This is a genomic window from Bradyrhizobium nivariense (assembly GCF_029846695.2).
Lineage (GTDB): Bacteria > Pseudomonadota > Alphaproteobacteria > Rhizobiales > Xanthobacteraceae > Bradyrhizobium.
Genome location: NZ_JARWCR020000002.1, coordinates 99,418 through 113,363, shown reverse-complemented (window position 1 = coordinate 113,363; position 13,946 = coordinate 99,418). Strand labels below are relative to the sequence as shown.

The window sequence follows — 13,946 nt, the reverse complement described above, 5'->3', positions numbered from 1 at the left end:
TCACAGCCGTTCCAGTTGGCGGGCGAAGGCGGCGGGGATGTCCATCGGCACGGTGCCGGTATCGGCGAAGAACACCGGCGCAAGCCCCGCGATCCGCGCCACCTTGGCGGCGATCTCGTTCGGCCATCCCGGCAATTCGTAGGCCGTGGTCGGCAGCAGCGCGCGAAATGCGTCCGACTGCCGCGCCGGAGTGAATTCGGGTGTTACAGCGCCGCGCCGGCGCGGGATGAAAGTCGCGCGCAGCCTGCCGCCGCCGATCCGGTCGCCGAGATTGGCGAGACTCAATTCGTGGCGCGGTTCGCCGTTGAAATCCGAGACCGGCGTGGCTTCGCCGATGAAGCTCTGAAACGTCTCAACCAGGGCAGGGCGCAGCCGCGCCGAGCAGAACAGCGGCTCGATCCGGCCGGTCTCGCTGTTCACAGCGACGAAGTCGTCACCCGCATAGCGCCAGCCGGCTTTGGCGCAGGCCAGCGCCGCGGTGGTCTTGCCGCTGTGCCCTTCGCCGGCCAATAGCGTGAAGCCTGCGTCGCTTCCCACAGCCGCGCCATGAACCGCGCACCAGGGCGTATCGTGCATCATGGCGTGGATCAGCGAGATCGCCGGCCGGCTGCGGATCCAGGGCGGCGCCTCGCCCTTCGGCAGCCAGGCGATGCCGCGCTTTGCTGTGAGATCGACCGCAAACAGCACGGGGATGACGGCCGGCTGCCACACCGAATAAATGCCGTCCTCGATCAGCAGGCGCGGGCGCTCGGAGGCCTCCGGCACCAGGGCCGCGAGATCATGGTGGCCCGCCGTGATGAAGCGCAGGTCAAGATCGACGCGATCAGGCGTGCTCCGGATGTAGGCCGGCAGGAACGTGCCGGCCAGATCCTGCGAGGCAAAGCCGAGACGCAGCGAGAACGGGCCGCAGCGGGCATGCGCCTCGATCGGTTCCGACACAGTTCTGGCGAAGACCGCCGCGATCTCCTGCCAGATGAGACCGCTAGCTTTCATGAGACTCGCGCAGCGGCCAGCCTTCATCGCCGGCATCGTGCACGGGGTCCATCAGCAAGAGCTCCCGCAGATTGTCGAAGCGCTGGAATTCGGGGGCGGCGAATGCGCCCGACAGCACCGGCGTCCATGTCTCGACGTCCGCATCGGCCGCGCCTTCAGCGATGAAACCCTCTGCCAGCATGCTGTCGACGAAGGCTTGCACCTGCGGCGTGATGGAGGCGGCATCGCCGCCGGTCGCGGCAGCTAAAGCGCTCGCGATCCCCTCAACCGTTCGGTTGGCCTTGAGGCCGAGCCAGACTTGCGCAGCGCTGCCGTCGAGGTTGTAGTAGACGCCATTCTGATAGTTGGCCAACACCACTTCACTATCGAATTGCTGGCTGATCAGCAGCGGCACCGTGGTGGTGAGGGCCATGACTTGCTCGGTACTCGCTTCAATTCCCAAGAACTTCAATTCAAGGCCCGGACGCTAGCACAGGCGCCCGGCCGCGCGATCGTGCGGCTTGCGTCAATTCAAGGCAGCTAGGTCGCCCCAAACGCCTTGAAGGTGATGATGGTGAGGGTGTCCTGGATGCCCGGCAGCACCTGCACCTTCTCGTTGATGAAGTGGCCGATGTCGGTGTCGTTGTCGACGTAGAACTTCACCAGCAAATCGTAATGTCCGGCCGTGGAGTAGATCTCGGAGGCGATCTCGGCTTCGGCAAGCGCATTGGCGACCGTATAGGACTGGCCGAGCTTGCATTTGATCTGGACGAAAAAAGGAACCATAGCAGTCACTCCGAAGGCATATCTGACCGGCTAATAGGCCAAAACCGGCCGGATTTGGCAAGCGAACTTGCGGGGCACCGGGGTGCGCGCTAGGACGGGCCATGGTCCCCAGGAAGCGGAAAATCGCCCTATGACGACCCCCGTGGCGCTCACCATCGCAGGCTCCGATTCGAGCGGCGGCGCCGGCATCCAGGCCGACCTGAAGACCTTTGCCGCGCTCGGTGTCTTCGGTGCTTCCGCCATCACGGCGCTGACGGCGCAGAACACGCGCGGCGTCACCGGCATTCACGCCGTGCCGGCCGAGTTCGTCACCGCGCAGATCGACGCCGTGTTCTCCGATCTCAATGTCGGCGCGGTCAAGATCGGGATGGTGGCACAAGCTGCCAGCATCGATGCGATCGCAGCCGCGCTGTCGCGCTGGGCACCTGGGCACATCGTGCTCGATCCCGTGATGGTGGCGACGTCGGGCGATCGCCTGCTCGCGTCCGAAGCCATCGACGCCCTGCGTACGAGGCTGATGCCGCTGGCCTCGGTGATCACGCCCAATCTGCCGGAGGCCGCGGCTCTTCTCGACGAGCCAGTCGCGGCAAGCGAGGCCGACATCGCGAGCCAGGGGCGCCGCCTGCTCGCGCTCGGCTGCCGTGCGGTCCTGATCAAGGGCGGGCACGGCGAGGGCGCCGAGAGCGTTGACTATCTCGTCGATTCCGAAAACACGATTGCGCTCGCCGCACCCCGCGTCGCCACCAAAAACACCCATGGCACCGGCTGCTCGCTGTCGTCGGCGGTTGCTGCGGGTCTCGCCAAGGGCGAGACGCTTCAGGAGGCGGTGCGCAACGCCAAGGCCTGGATCAGTGCGGCGATCGCGGCCGCCGACCGCTTCAGCGTTGGTCACGGCCACGGGCCGATCCATCATCTCCACCGATTTTACTGACGCCGGCCGCGACCGCGCGGCTGTTAACCCATCCAGCCATGCAGTTCCGGGTTCTTGCGGAGGTCGCTGCGGCTTCATGTCGCCTGATTGTCGCATGCGACTGATATTCGCGGGGAGGGCGAGGCGAGGTTTGATTCGTATCTGAGGGTGCCTCAAAGGTTCAATTGTCATCCCCCTGTCACGGGATATTGTTACAGGCTGTCGCATGGGAAGTTACGATGTGAGTGACGAGAGCCCTGAAAGGCGCTTTCGCACCTTATTCATCTCCGACGTTCATCTCGGGGCCCGCGGTTCTCAAGCCGACCTTCTGCTCGACTTCCTGCGTTTCCATGATGCCGACACGATCTATCTCGTCGGCGACATCGTCGACGGCTGGGCGCTGAAATCGAGCTGGCACTGGCCGCAATCGCACAACGATCTGGTCCAGAAGCTTTTGCGCAAGGCGCGCAAGGGCGCCAAGGTCATCTACATCCCCGGCAATCACGACGAGTTCCTGCGCAACTATTACGGCACGCATTTTGGCGGCATCGACGTCGTCGAGAACACCGTCCACACCGGCGTGGACGGCAAGCGCTATCTCGTCATCCACGGCGACATCTTCGACCTCGTGGTGCAGAACGCACGCTGGCTCGCCCATCTCGGCGACAAGGCCTACGATTTCGCGATCCAGATGAATCGCTTCGTCAACTTCTTCCGGCGCATGTTCAAAGTGCCCTATTGGTCGCTGTCGCAATGGGCCAAGCAGAAGGTCAAGAACGCCGTCAACTATATCGGCGCGTTCGAGCAGGCGCTCGCCGCCGAGGCGCGGCGCCACGACGCCGACGGCGTGATCTGCGGCCATATCCACTACGCTGTGATCCGCGACGAGGGCGGCATCCGCTACATGAATTGCGGCGACTGGGTCGAGAGCTGCACGGCACTGGTCGAGCACGACGACGGCCGTTTCGAGATCATCACCTGGGCGGACCAGGCGCAGAAGCCGGCACAAGTCCCGCAGGTCGCGGCAAGGGCAGCCTGATGCGCATCCTGGTCGCGACTGACGCCTGGCACCCGCAAGTCAACGGTGTGGTTCGGACGCTGACCAAGCTTGCTGACGCCGCCAAGGGGCTTAGTGTCCAGGGTCTTGGCGTCCAGGGTCTTGGCGTCGAAGTTCTTCGCGTCGAATTCACGTTCCTGACGCCGCAATCGTTCCGCACTTTTGCGATGCCGAGCTATCGGGACGTCCGGCTGGCCATGCCGCGCCCGGCACGGATCGCGAAGCTGATCGAAGAGGCGCACCCGGACAGCATCCACATCGCGACGGAGGGTCCGATCGGCCTGATGGTGCGCCGCTATTGCCGCCAGCGCAAGCTGCCGTTCACGACCAGCTTCCACACCCGCTTTCCGGAATATGTCCGCGCCCGGGTGCCGGTGCCGGGCTCCCTGATCTGGCGGGCGCTGCGCCGATTCCACAGCCCCAGCCGCGCCGTGATGGCGGCAACACCTGCGCTCGCCCGCGAGCTGACCGACCGCGGCTTCGACAATGTGGTGCTGTGGCCGCGCGGCGTCGACACCCATTTGTTCCATCCCCGCGCGATCGATCTCTGTCTGCCGGCACCGGTGTTCCTCTCGGTCGGCCGGGTTGCGGTGGAGAAGAATCTCGAGGCGTTCCTCGACCTCGACCTGCCCGGCACCAAGGTGATCGTCGGCGACGGTCCGGCGCGTGTCGCGCTGGAGGAGGCCTATCCGGACGCGATCTTCCTCGGCGAAAAGCACGGCGAGGAGCTGGCGGACATCTACGCTGCCGCCGACGTGTTCGTGTTTCCGAGCAAGACCGACACGTTTGGCCTGGTCCTGCTCGAAGCGCTCGCGAGCGGCCTGCCGGTCGCGGCGTTCCCGGTGAAGGGGCCCCGCGACGTCATTGGCGATGCGCCGGTCGGCGCGCTCGATCACGATCTGCGCAGCGCTTGCTTCGCCGCGCTGGACATCTCCCGGCAGGATTGCGTCGCGTTCGCCGCCAATTACACCTGGGAGGCCTCGGCCCGGGCTTTTATCGACAGCATTTGGGCGGTCGGCGCGGTGCTGCCGGGCCGGAATGGGGCGGAGCCGGCGCGATTCGTCGCCTGAGAGCCTAATCCTCGCGCGGAGATGTCTTGCCCGCGCCTCATCCGCCGCGATAACATCTGATATGACCGAACAGCTCCTCCCGATCGGCCCTGCCGATATCGATGCCGCAGCCCGCGTGATCGCGCCCTTCGCCGTCCGCACCCCGCTGCTGTCCTTTCCCGTGCTCAACGAGCGCGTCGGTGCAAAGGTGTTCCTGAAGCCGGAGATGCTCCAGCGCACCGGCTCGTTCAAGTTCCGCGGTGCCTTCAACAAGGTCGCCTCGATCCCGCAGGACAAGCGCGCCGGCGGCGTGGTCGCGTTCTCCTCCGGCAACCATGCCCAGGGCGTGGCGGCGGCGGCAAAAATCCTCGACATGCAGGCGACCATCGTGATGCCCGCGGATGCGCCGCTCTCGAAGCGCGAGCGCACCAAATCCTATGGCGCCGAGGTCGTGCTGTACGACCGCGACCGCGACGACCGCGAAGCGATCTCGCGCGGCATCGCCGAGAAGCGCGGTGCGACGCTGGTCAGGCCCTATGACGATCCCTTCGTGATTGCCGGCCAAGGCACCGCAGGCCGTGAGATTGCGGAAGACATGGCAGCGCTCGGCCTTACGCCCGACATCGTGGTGGCCCCGGCCTCCGGCGGCGGCCTGATCGCGGGCGTTGCGACCGCGGTGAAGGCGCGCTATCCGCTGGCGCAAATCGTCGTGGCCGAGCCCGAGGCGTTCGACGACCACGGCCTTTCGCTGACCGCAGGTCATCGCGAGCCGCACGGGCCGGCAGGCCGCACCATCTGCGATGCGCTGATGGCCCTGATCCCCGGCGAGATGACGTTTGCGATCAACAGCAAGCTGCTCGCGCGCGGCGTCACCGCGTCGGACAAGGAAGTCGGCGCGGCCGTCGCGTTCGCCTATCGCGAGTTGAAGCTCGTGGTGGAGCCGGGCGGAGCGGTGGGCCTGGCCGCGCTGCTGGCGGGACGCCTCGACGTCGCCGGCAAGAACGTCGTCATCGTGCTCTCCGGCGGCAATGTCGATGCCGATTTGTTCGCCGAGCTGGTGGCCTGATTTTCCGGCCTGATCTTCTGACATGAAGAAGGGGCAGAGCGTCACCGCTCTGCCCCTTTGTGTATTTGTCGTTTGGTGAATTCGAAGTTGCCGCTTGCTCGGTGCAGCCTCTCCCGCTTGCGGGGGAGGTCGGCGCGAAGCGCCGGGTGGGGGCTCTCTCCAAATGGGATACTCTCGGTAAGTCGCTAACTGTCCCGTTGCGGAGAAACCCTCACCCCCGCCCTCTCCCGCGAGCGGGAGAGGGAGCACACCTTCTGCGTGGCGATCATTGCATGAAGCCGCGGTGATTGTTGCCGCCGTTACTACCCTGGCTCTGGTTCATCGACTGGCGGAAGTTGTTGCTGCCGATCCGGCTGGTCGTGTTGAACTGCGGGTGGTTGTCGTTCTGGACCTGCACCTTGTTCACCGGGTTGTTGTTGATCTTCGCGCCGTTGTTGATACGGATCGGGTTGTTCTGCACCTGACCATTGACCGGCTTCGCATCGACGTTGGTGCCGCCCTTGCCGACATTCACCGGCATGCTCACGATCTTGCCAGTTGTGCCGTAGGCAGTGCCGGAATTGCTGCCGCCATTCTGGGTATTGTTGGTCGTGGGCAAAGTCACGATCTTGCCGATGCCGCCATTGGTGGTCGTGGTGTTGGTCGGCGCAGGCAGGGTGACGATCTTGCCCGGGGTCTGCGACGGCGTGCCGTTCTGCTGGCTGGGCTGATTGTTGCCCGCCGGCAGGTTGACGATCTGACCGCCATTGCCGAGCTTGCCGATCGCGTTGTTGTCGCCCGACTTCTGCACGATCGGCAAATTGCCGTTCACTTGCGCGCCGCCATTACCCTGTTGCAGCGGCATGTATTTGGGCTGGCCCAGATTGCCGATCTTGAAGGTCGGGGCGATATTCTGCGGCGCCAGGAACTTGGTCGCCTGCATCAAGGGGATCTGCTTCGGCTGCATCTGCAGCTTCAGCGCGACTTGCGCATAGGGGGTGTTGCCGTAGCTGTCGTAGAAGCTCTTGTAGCCGAGCGGCGAGTTCGCGAGCACCGCCTTGTGCCAGGCCTGCGTGAGCAGCAGGTTGGAGAGCAGCCAGCGGATGTGATCGCACAGCGGGTCGTGCGGATACATCTGGATGAACTCCTGATAGTACTCCGGCCGTGCTTCTGACACGACGTAGTCATAGGCCTGGCGGGTCGAGCGGCTCGGCAGGTTGGAGGCCATCTGCACCACCGGCGCATTCACCGGCGCGCGGTTGGCGGCAACAGCGGTGTCGCCGAAGAAGGTGAAGTCAGACGTCAGCGACGAACTCTCCCACGGGATCTGCGCGCCGCTGGTGGTCTGGTTCACTTCGAGGCGAACGCGCTTGAACAGCTGCTCGATCGGGACGTTGGGCTCGCGCGCGACGTTCAGGAAGGCCTGCGTGTAGGGGCTGTGGCCGCCGGAGCCGTCCTGCGCTTCGGCGCCCGGCGCGGTCGAGTAGCCGACGATCGAGCCGTTCGGGGCATCGACGATTGCCAAGCCGCGGCCGGCGTCATTCACGTTGGGGAACGGGTTGTTGCGGCAGGCATCGAGGATGACGATGCGCATGCGGCTCGGGATCGTCTCCAGCGTCGACATCACGTCGACCAGACGGACCGAATTGTTGACGAGCTCGGTCTGGCTCGAGACCTTGGCATCGACGGGAACGAGATAGTTCTCGCCGGCGAGCTGCACGCCGTGACCGGCGTAATAGACCATCGCCACTGTGTTCGGACCGCGCGCGGACACTTTTGCGGAGAAGTCCTGCACCACTTTGAGCATGTCGTTCTGGGTCAGGTCGGTCGCGGCGACCACCTCGAAGCCGGCGGAGTTCAGGAACTTCGCCATCGACTCCGCGTCGTTGTCGGGATTGGCGAGCTGCGGCGCGTTCTGGTAGTTCGAATTGCCGATCACCAGCGCGACCCGCTGCTCAGGGCCTTGCAGCGCGGTGGGAGCCGGCTCGACCGGGGCGACTTGCGCGGAAACAGGGCCGCAGGCGAAGCCGAACAGGCTTCCCAGCAGGCCCGCAGTCATCAGGAAAGGCTTTAGGCGGAACATGGCGTGCTCCTCTGGCACTGATCTCGATACGAGATTGGTTGCCGGCGAGCTTGGCCGCGTTCGAGTTTGAGGTCCGTGATCGCCATCACCATGGTAGGCTGCGTGATCTGAATCACGCTTGGAACCTGCCGATGCCAATCATCCTGCGACCCGCATCGCGCAGAGCACGAATTCGCAGCGCCTGATCCAGCTGCCGGGCATGCGCATGGAGACCGCGATCCGCGCCATCATGTCGGTCTATCCGCTCGACGATTTCGATCCCGATCCGGTGCGCGTGATGATGCCGGTCGACGATCCCGACCGCGTCCCCGACGTGCAGCGCGCGGTGCTCGCCGAGATCGAACGCGCCACCGGCCGCCCCGTCACGCCCGGAAAACTCTCCCGGCCGGATTTTTATCGCGCGGCGGCGGCAGGTTTTGGCGTCGTGCAGGTCGGCGACAGCAGGGGTTACGGATGCTTCCTGATCAGGAAGGGTGTGATCGGCTAGGCGAAGTTTCGGACCATCCGATTGGCGCGCGATGTGCAAATAGTTTTGCACTCGAATTTGAATGGCGTTTCCGGACTCGACTGTCTATCGTCGATCCATGTCGCGCCTTATGTGTCTATCTGTTGCTATCATCCTGTCGCTGCTGCCAGCCGTCGCGCCCGCTGCGTCAATTCAAAAGCGTCCGAAGCAAGCCTGGCATGGCTACGGCTTCCTGCCGGGCTATCGCCAGCCGCTGAGCAACAGCATTCCGCTCTATAAGCAGAAGGAAGCGATGCGCCGCATGTCGCCCAGCGACCGGCGCCACTGGTACATCGACCCGGTTCCCCAATATTATGGCTGGGACGGTGAGTGGCGCTATTTCGGCCGGCCCGGCTTCGGCGGCGGCCGCTACAATGGCGGCAGTTTTGGTCCGTGCTGGACGCGAACGCCGATCGGCGCGGTGTGGAATTGCGGGTGATGGGCTGAGCTAATCTCGCGCGGCCGCGGCTCGTTCTCGTGCCCCGGACGCAGCGCAGCGCTGCTTTAGCGGTGCGCTGCAGAGCCGGGGCCCATCCATCCGCGCCATACTGTGTCGCCATCCGGGTCCCGGCTCTGCGCCGCAACGCTCGCGCGTTGCAGCTTGTCCGGGACACGAGAGGGAGGATGCGCGCCCCTTACGAGAAAAACGCGATCTTCTCGGCCTGGGTCATGCGGCGGATGGGCGCCATGCGATCGTTTGCGGCGGCGCGGGGCCTTTGCAGGATGCCGCTGGCGAGGATAGTGGCGCCGAGCGACGGCTCGGGCGAGGAATCGGGCAAGGGCGAGGGCATCGGCAGCGTCGTGGTCGGCGCTGCGCCGAATGTCGCGATGGCTGCCATGGCCGGCGCCGGCTGCTCCATCACTTCGGCGGCGGCTTCCGCAATGGCGTTGGTGAGGCGCGCAAGCGATTCCATCGCGATCGGCGCTTCCTCTACGGGCTCCTCCACGACCGGCGCGGCGGCCGGCTCGGGTGCGATCGGCATCTCGGCTGCAATGGACGCTGCGGTCTCTGCAACCACCGGCTCCGGAACGGCCGCCTCCATCTCGACCGGCTCGATGATCTCGTCGAATTCCGGATCGGGCGCGGCCATCTCCAGTGCGATGGCCTCGAGTATGGCTTCGTCTTCGGCTTCCGCGGCGGCGTCGAGCGAAAATTCGTCCATCACCTCCGCGAAGGCGGCGCGCTCAGCGGCCGGCTCTTCAAAAGCGGCGTCCTCAGGCGCGATCTGGCTCTCGGCGACGGTCTCCGGCTCCAGGGCGGCGTCCATCGCCTGCGCGGCAACGGAGAAAGCTTCAGCGACGCCGGCTGCTTCCGCTTCTGCTTCGGGCCCGATCGCCTCTGCGATGTCCTGCGGCGCCTCCGTAAAAGCCACGGGTACTTCGCTGGCCATCGCCGCGGGCGCGGCTTCCGCAGGCGAAGCTTCCGCCACGGACGACGGTGCGTCCTGCACCGGGGCCGGCGAGGGACCCGCAGCCTGCGGGGTTGCGTCACCGTCGGTCTGGTCGATCCGCTCCTTGAGCAGATCGAATGCGGCCTTGAGGTCGGCGCGGGGGTCGATGGTCGAAACTTGCGCGCAGGCCGCCTCGATGGACGCGAGCTGCGAATCAATCAGGTCGCAGATTCGCCCGTCGGCGCCGATCTCGCGCCAGCGCCAGGAGATCTCCTTGATGATGCGAAGGCCGCGCGGGATTGGCGCGAGGCTCGCCTCGATCGCCGCGGGATCGAAGGCCGCGATCGCGATGGTCTCGGCTTCGCGGATCGCGTGCCGGATCGCGACCAGCGCCTCGGGCAGGCGGTCCTCGACCACGGGTTGGCGCTGTGCCGCAAGGGTTTCTTCGATTTTCGCGACCGCGTCGAGCACCATGCGCGTGTCGGCATTGCGGTTGCGCTTGGCGTATTCGCCGAGGAACCAGCGGCCGCGCGCGGTCTCCATGAAGGCTTCGCGGATCGCGTCGTAATCCTGCTCGTTCGGCTCGGCCGCGCGGGCAGACATAGGCGAGAGGGCGAATGCTTCGTTGGCCATGTCAATCTCGTCGCGCAAATCACGGCGCGTTACAGTAACGATCACCACGATATCGACCGAATCGCAATTGGTTTGATGGCACCCGAATCACAAATCCCCACACCAGCATCCGTGAAACGGCGATTCGCCGTCAGCCTCGCGCTGTTCTACGCGGCCATCTTTGCGGTCTCGGGCACGCATATGCCGTTCTTCCCGCTCTGGCTGAAGGCGATCGGCATCGATGCTGCATGGATCGGCCTCATCAACGCGCTGCCGTCGATCACGCGCTTCACCACGCTGCCGCAAATCACGGCCTTTGCCGAAAAGCGACATGCCATTCGCGCTGCCATGATGGTGTCGGTGCTGGCGACGGCGATGGGCTTAACGGCGGCCGGCCTGCAGCAGCAGCCGCTGGCGCTGTTTTTGATTTACGCACTGACCTGCATAATGTGGACGCCGACGATGCCGCTGACCGATGCCTATGCGCTGCGCGGTGTCGCCCGTTACGGGCTCGAATACGGTCCGCTGCGGCTGTGGGGCTCGGCGGCCTTCACCGCCGGCTCGCTCGCCTGCGGCTATCTCGTCGACCACATCGCGGCGCGCGATCTGATCTGGGTCATCGTCGCGTGGGCCGTCGTTGCGGTTCTCGCCAGCCTGCTGCTCCAGCCGCTCGACGATGTCAGGCGAAGGGCCACCGCGACGCATGCCGGCAAGGCCTTGCTGCGTGATGGCGGCTTCTGGGCCGTGATCGCCTCGGCCGCGCTGATCCAGGGCAGTCACATCGCCTTTTACACCTTCTCCGCCATCAGCTGGCAGCTCCATGGCCTCGGCGGGCTGACGATCGCGGGGCTCTGGACGCTGGGCGTGATCGCCGAGATCGTCGTGTTCGCGCTGTCGCCGCGCTTTTCGCTGCAGCCGTCCACGCTGATCGCGATCGGGGGACTGAGCGCCGTGGTGCGCTGGATCGTCACCGCGCAGGAGCCGCCGCTCGCACTGCTCGCGATCGTGCAGCTCGGCCACGGTCTCTCCTTCGGCATGACGATCGTCGGCACGATGAACCTGCTGGTGCAGCGCGTGCCCTCGCATCAGATCGCGCGGGGGCAGGGCTATTACGCCGCCTGCAACGGGTTGTTGGGTGCGACCACCTCGATCGCGTCAGGCGCGATCTATGCCCGCATTGGCGACGGCTTGTATTACGTCATGGCCGCGATGGCCGCCGCCGGCGCACTGCTCATCTGGTCGGCGCGGCACCGGCTGAAAGCTCATCCCCACAGTGAAGAGTCCGGCGGATAGACCAGGCTGTCGTCGTACCGCAGCCCGTACTCACGGTCGCGCGCCAGCAGCAGCGGGCCGTCGAGATCGACGAAGCGCGCCTGCGGCGTCACCAGCATCGCCGGAGCCATCGACAGCGAGGTTGCGACCATGCAGCCGATCATGATCTCGAAGCCGAGCGCCTGCGCCGCGTCCGCCATGGCAAGCGCCTCGGTGAGGCCGCCGGTCTTGTCGAGCTTGATGTTCACGGCGTCGTAGCGCGCGCGGAGCGGCGCAAGCGAAGAGCGGTCGTGCACGCTCTCGTCGGCGCAGACCACGAACGGGCGCTTGATCCGCGCCAGCGCGTCGTCCTTTCCGGCCGGCAGCGGCTGCTCGACCAGGGTGACGCCGGCGGCGTCGCAGGCCGCAAGATTGTGCTCCAGATTGGCCTCGGTCCAGGCCTCGTTCGCATCCACGATCAGCTCGGATTCGGGGGCGGCCTTGCGCACAGCCGCGATCCGCTCCCCGTCGCCGTCGCCGCCGAGCTTGATCTTGAGCAACGGCCGGTGCGCCACTTTGGCGGTCGCCGCCGCCATGGCCTCGGGCGTGCCCAGCGAGATCGTGTAGGCCGTGGTGCGCTCGCCCGGCGCAGGGCGGTCGAGCAGGCTCCAGGCGCGCAGGCCGGCCGCCTTGGCTTCCAGATCGATCAAGGCGCAATCCAGGGCATTGCGGGCCGCGCCGGGCGGCATGGCGGCTTGCAGGGCCCGCCGGGTGAGGCCGCCGGCCACGGCCTCCTGCATGGCCTGGATGGCGGCAAAGGTCGCCTCGGGCGTCTCGCTATAGCGGGGATAGGGCACGCATTCGCCGCGGCCGGTCAGGCCGTCCCGGCTGACCTCGGCCACGACGGTCACGGCCTCGGTCTTGGCGCCCCGGCTGATGGTAAAACTGCCGGCGATGGGAAAGCGCTCGATTCGCGCGGCAAGGGCCGGAACTTTGCTGGAAGTCATTTTGAACTCTGGCGAAATCTGAACCTGCTAGTTACCTCTAGCAACTAACGTTAACCAGTTGGGGATACCTTCTCTAGGTAAGGGCGCGTGCGCAACCATCTGATTTCATCCGTTTCTCGCGCCCCGGCACGGGAGCGGACATCTTGAGCGGCGATCCGAAGCTGGAACGGATTGCGAAGGGCAATGCGCTGGCACTCTGCGCCACCGGAACCTGGACCGCGAGCTTCGCGCCGGTCCTGGAGCGGATGGTGGCCGACGCCGAGAAGCTCGCCGGCGGTTCGCAAAGCATCTTCATCGACGTTTCCGAGGTGGCCAAGCTCGACACTTTCGGTGCCTGGCTGATCGAACGGCTGCGCCGGAGCCTGACCCAAGGCGCCGTCGAGGCGCAGATCGCGGGGCTCTCCGCCAACTATTCGAGCCTCGTCGACGAGGTGCGGCGGGTCAGGGCGACGCCCGTCATCGACACCAGTGCGGTCACCATCACCGGTATGCTGGAGCAGATTGGCCGGGCCGTGGCCGGTGTTGCCGGCACGGTCGCAGGCCTGATCGACATGCTCGGCGCGGTGCTCGCGGCGGGGGCGCGCACCCTGATTCATCCGCGCTCGTTCCGCCTGACCTCGACCGTGCATCATCTCGAGCAGGTCTGCTGGCGCGCGGTGCCGATAGTGGTGCTGATCACCTTCCTGATCGGCTGCATCATTGCCCAGCAGGGCATCTTCCATTTCCGCAGGTTCGGCGCCGACATCTTCGTCGTCGACATGCTCGGCGTGCTGGTGTTGCGCGAGATCGGCGTCCTCCTGGTCGCGATCATGGTCGCCGGCCGCTCGGGCAGCGCCTACACCGCCGAGCTCGGCTCGATGAAGATGCGCGAGGAGATCGACGCACTGCGCACCATGGGGTTCGACCCGATCGAGGTGCTGGTTCTGCCGCGCATGCTGGCGCTGGTGATGGCGCTGCCGATCCTGGCCTTCCTCGGCGCGATGGCCGCGCTCTATGGCGGCGGTCTTGTCGCCTGGCTCTATGGCGGCGTCGATCCCGAAGCCTTCCTGCTGCGCCTGCGCGACGCCATCTCGATCGACCATTTCATCGTCGGCATCGTCAAGGCACCGGTGATGGCCGCCGTGATCGGCATCGTCGCCTGCGTCGAAGGTCTCGCCGTGCAAGGCAGCGCGGAATCGCTCGGACAGCACACGACGGCGTCAGTGGTGAAGGGCATCTTCTTCGTCATCGTCATGGATGGCGTGTTCGCCATCTTCTTCGCCTCGATCGGGATGTGAC

14 protein-coding genes are annotated in these 13,946 nt (G+C 65.7%); 8 read left to right on the top strand and 6 right to left on the bottom strand.

Features of this window, described 5'->3' with window-relative positions; all coding sequences use genetic code 11:
• The 3 genes from QCM77_RS02440 to QCM77_RS02430 all read right to left on the bottom strand — a co-directional run bounded on the left by QCM77_RS02440 (window position 1) and on the right by QCM77_RS02430 (window position 1,758).
• A complete protein-coding gene (locus QCM77_RS02440) occupies window positions 1-993 on the bottom strand; it encodes a phosphoenolpyruvate carboxykinase (ATP) (RefSeq protein ID WP_279681802.1) in 993 nt (330 codons plus the stop codon).
• The gene (locus QCM77_RS02435) at window positions 983-1,405 is read right to left on the bottom strand and encodes a PqqD family protein (protein WP_279681800.1); all 423 of its coding nucleotides are present in this window, start codon (window positions 1,403-1,405) and stop codon (window positions 983-985) included. Before QCM77_RS02435 ends, QCM77_RS02440 begins: the two co-directional genes overlap by 11 nt.
• 107 nt (window positions 1,406-1,512) lie before the next feature.
• Window positions 1,513-1,758, bottom strand: coding sequence for an Lrp/AsnC ligand binding domain-containing protein (locus QCM77_RS02430; RefSeq protein WP_211398452.1), 246 nt, complete (start codon window positions 1,756-1,758; stop codon window positions 1,513-1,515).
• Window positions 1,759-1,888: 130 nt separating this feature from the next.
• On the opposite strand from QCM77_RS02430, the gene thiD reads away from it, so the two are divergent.
• From thiD to QCM77_RS02410, 4 genes are all read left to right on the top strand, one after another.
• The gene (gene thiD, locus QCM77_RS02425; RefSeq protein ID WP_279681798.1) at window positions 1,889-2,689 is read left to right on the top strand and encodes a bifunctional hydroxymethylpyrimidine kinase/phosphomethylpyrimidine kinase; all 801 of its coding nucleotides are present in this window, start codon (window positions 1,889-1,891) and stop codon (window positions 2,687-2,689) included.
• A gap of 205 nt (window positions 2,690-2,894) precedes the next feature.
• Window positions 2,895-3,707, top strand: coding sequence for a UDP-2,3-diacylglucosamine diphosphatase (locus tag QCM77_RS02420; protein ID WP_279681796.1), 813 nt, complete (start codon window positions 2,895-2,897; stop codon window positions 3,705-3,707).
• Window positions 3,707-4,795, top strand: coding sequence for a glycosyltransferase family 4 protein (locus QCM77_RS02415; RefSeq protein ID WP_279681795.1), 1,089 nt, complete (start codon window positions 3,707-3,709; stop codon window positions 4,793-4,795). Before QCM77_RS02420 ends, QCM77_RS02415 begins: the two co-directional genes overlap by 1 nt.
• Window positions 4,796-4,856: 61 nt before the next feature.
• Complete coding sequence (locus QCM77_RS02410; RefSeq protein ID WP_279681793.1) at window positions 4,857-5,840, top strand: threonine/serine dehydratase family protein; 984 nt, start codon at window positions 4,857-4,859, stop codon at window positions 5,838-5,840.
• A gap of 265 nt (window positions 5,841-6,105) precedes the next feature.
• On the opposite strand, the gene QCM77_RS02405 is transcribed toward QCM77_RS02410, so the two are convergent.
• Window positions 6,106-7,902: a caspase family protein gene (locus QCM77_RS02405; protein ID WP_279681792.1), complete on the bottom strand. Its 1,797-nt coding sequence runs from the start codon at window positions 7,900-7,902 to the stop codon at window positions 6,106-6,108.
• 118 nt (window positions 7,903-8,020) lie between these two features.
• Here QCM77_RS02405 and QCM77_RS02400 point away from each other — a divergent pair, with 118 nt between their 5' ends.
• Entirely contained in the window at window positions 8,021-8,389 is a 369-nt protein-coding gene (locus tag QCM77_RS02400) for an RbsD/FucU family protein (protein ID WP_279681790.1), read from the top strand.
• Between the two features lie 97 nt (window positions 8,390-8,486).
• Window positions 8,487-8,846: a hypothetical protein gene (locus QCM77_RS02395; RefSeq protein WP_279667158.1), complete on the top strand. Its 360-nt coding sequence runs from the start codon at window positions 8,487-8,489 to the stop codon at window positions 8,844-8,846.
• A gap of 196 nt (window positions 8,847-9,042) precedes the next feature.
• On the opposite strand, the gene QCM77_RS02390 is transcribed toward QCM77_RS02395, so the two are convergent.
• Complete coding sequence (locus QCM77_RS02390; protein WP_279681788.1) at window positions 9,043-10,431, bottom strand: hypothetical protein; 1,389 nt, start codon at window positions 10,429-10,431, stop codon at window positions 9,043-9,045.
• A 75-nt stretch (window positions 10,432-10,506) separates the two neighbouring features.
• Between QCM77_RS02390 and QCM77_RS02385 the strand changes: the two genes are divergently transcribed.
• Window positions 10,507-11,703 carry an MFS transporter gene (locus tag QCM77_RS02385; protein ID WP_279681785.1) on the top strand — a complete coding sequence of 399 codons (1,197 nt, stop codon included), beginning with the start codon at window positions 10,507-10,509 and terminating at the stop codon, window positions 11,701-11,703.
• On the opposite strand, the gene dgcA is transcribed toward QCM77_RS02385, so the two are convergent.
• Entirely contained in the window at window positions 11,673-12,668 is a 996-nt protein-coding gene (gene dgcA, locus QCM77_RS02380) for an N-acetyl-D-Glu racemase DgcA (protein ID WP_279681784.1), read from the bottom strand. The genes QCM77_RS02385 and dgcA overlap by 31 nt on opposite strands.
• 143 nt (window positions 12,669-12,811) lie before the next feature.
• Between dgcA and QCM77_RS02375 the strand changes: the two genes are divergently transcribed.
• Window positions 12,812-13,945, top strand: coding sequence for an MlaE family ABC transporter permease (locus QCM77_RS02375; protein WP_279667162.1), 1,134 nt, complete (start codon window positions 12,812-12,814; stop codon window positions 13,943-13,945).
• Window position 13,946: the final 1 nt, after the last annotated feature.

Coding starts and splice junctions, on each gene's coding strand:
- QCM77_RS02440 (WP_279681802.1), bottom strand. CDS start 993: ATGAAAGCTAGCGGTCTCATCTGGCAGGAGATCGCGGCGGTCTTCGCC.
- QCM77_RS02435 (WP_279681800.1), bottom strand. CDS start 1,405: ATGGCCCTCACCACCACGGTGCCGCTGCTGATCAGCCAGCAATTCGAT.
- QCM77_RS02430 (WP_211398452.1), bottom strand. CDS start 1,758: ATGGTTCCTTTTTTCGTCCAGATCAAATGCAAGCTCGGCCAGTCCTAT.
- thiD (WP_279681798.1), top strand. CDS start 1,889: ATGACGACCCCCGTGGCGCTCACCATCGCAGGCTCCGATTCGAGCGGC.
- QCM77_RS02420 (WP_279681796.1), top strand. CDS start 2,895: ATGGGAAGTTACGATGTGAGTGACGAGAGCCCTGAAAGGCGCTTTCGC.
- QCM77_RS02415 (WP_279681795.1), top strand. CDS start 3,707: ATGCGCATCCTGGTCGCGACTGACGCCTGGCACCCGCAAGTCAACGGT.
- QCM77_RS02410 (WP_279681793.1), top strand. CDS start 4,857: ATGACCGAACAGCTCCTCCCGATCGGCCCTGCCGATATCGATGCCGCA.
- QCM77_RS02405 (WP_279681792.1), bottom strand. CDS start 7,902: ATGTTCCGCCTAAAGCCTTTCCTGATGACTGCGGGCCTGCTGGGAAGC.
- QCM77_RS02395 (WP_279667158.1), top strand. CDS start 8,487: ATGTCGCGCCTTATGTGTCTATCTGTTGCTATCATCCTGTCGCTGCTG.
- QCM77_RS02390 (WP_279681788.1), bottom strand. CDS start 10,431: ATGGCCAACGAAGCATTCGCCCTCTCGCCTATGTCTGCCCGCGCGGCC.
- QCM77_RS02385 (WP_279681785.1), top strand. CDS start 10,507: ATGGCACCCGAATCACAAATCCCCACACCAGCATCCGTGAAACGGCGA.
- dgcA (WP_279681784.1), bottom strand. CDS start 12,668: ATGACTTCCAGCAAAGTTCCGGCCCTTGCCGCGCGAATCGAGCGCTTT.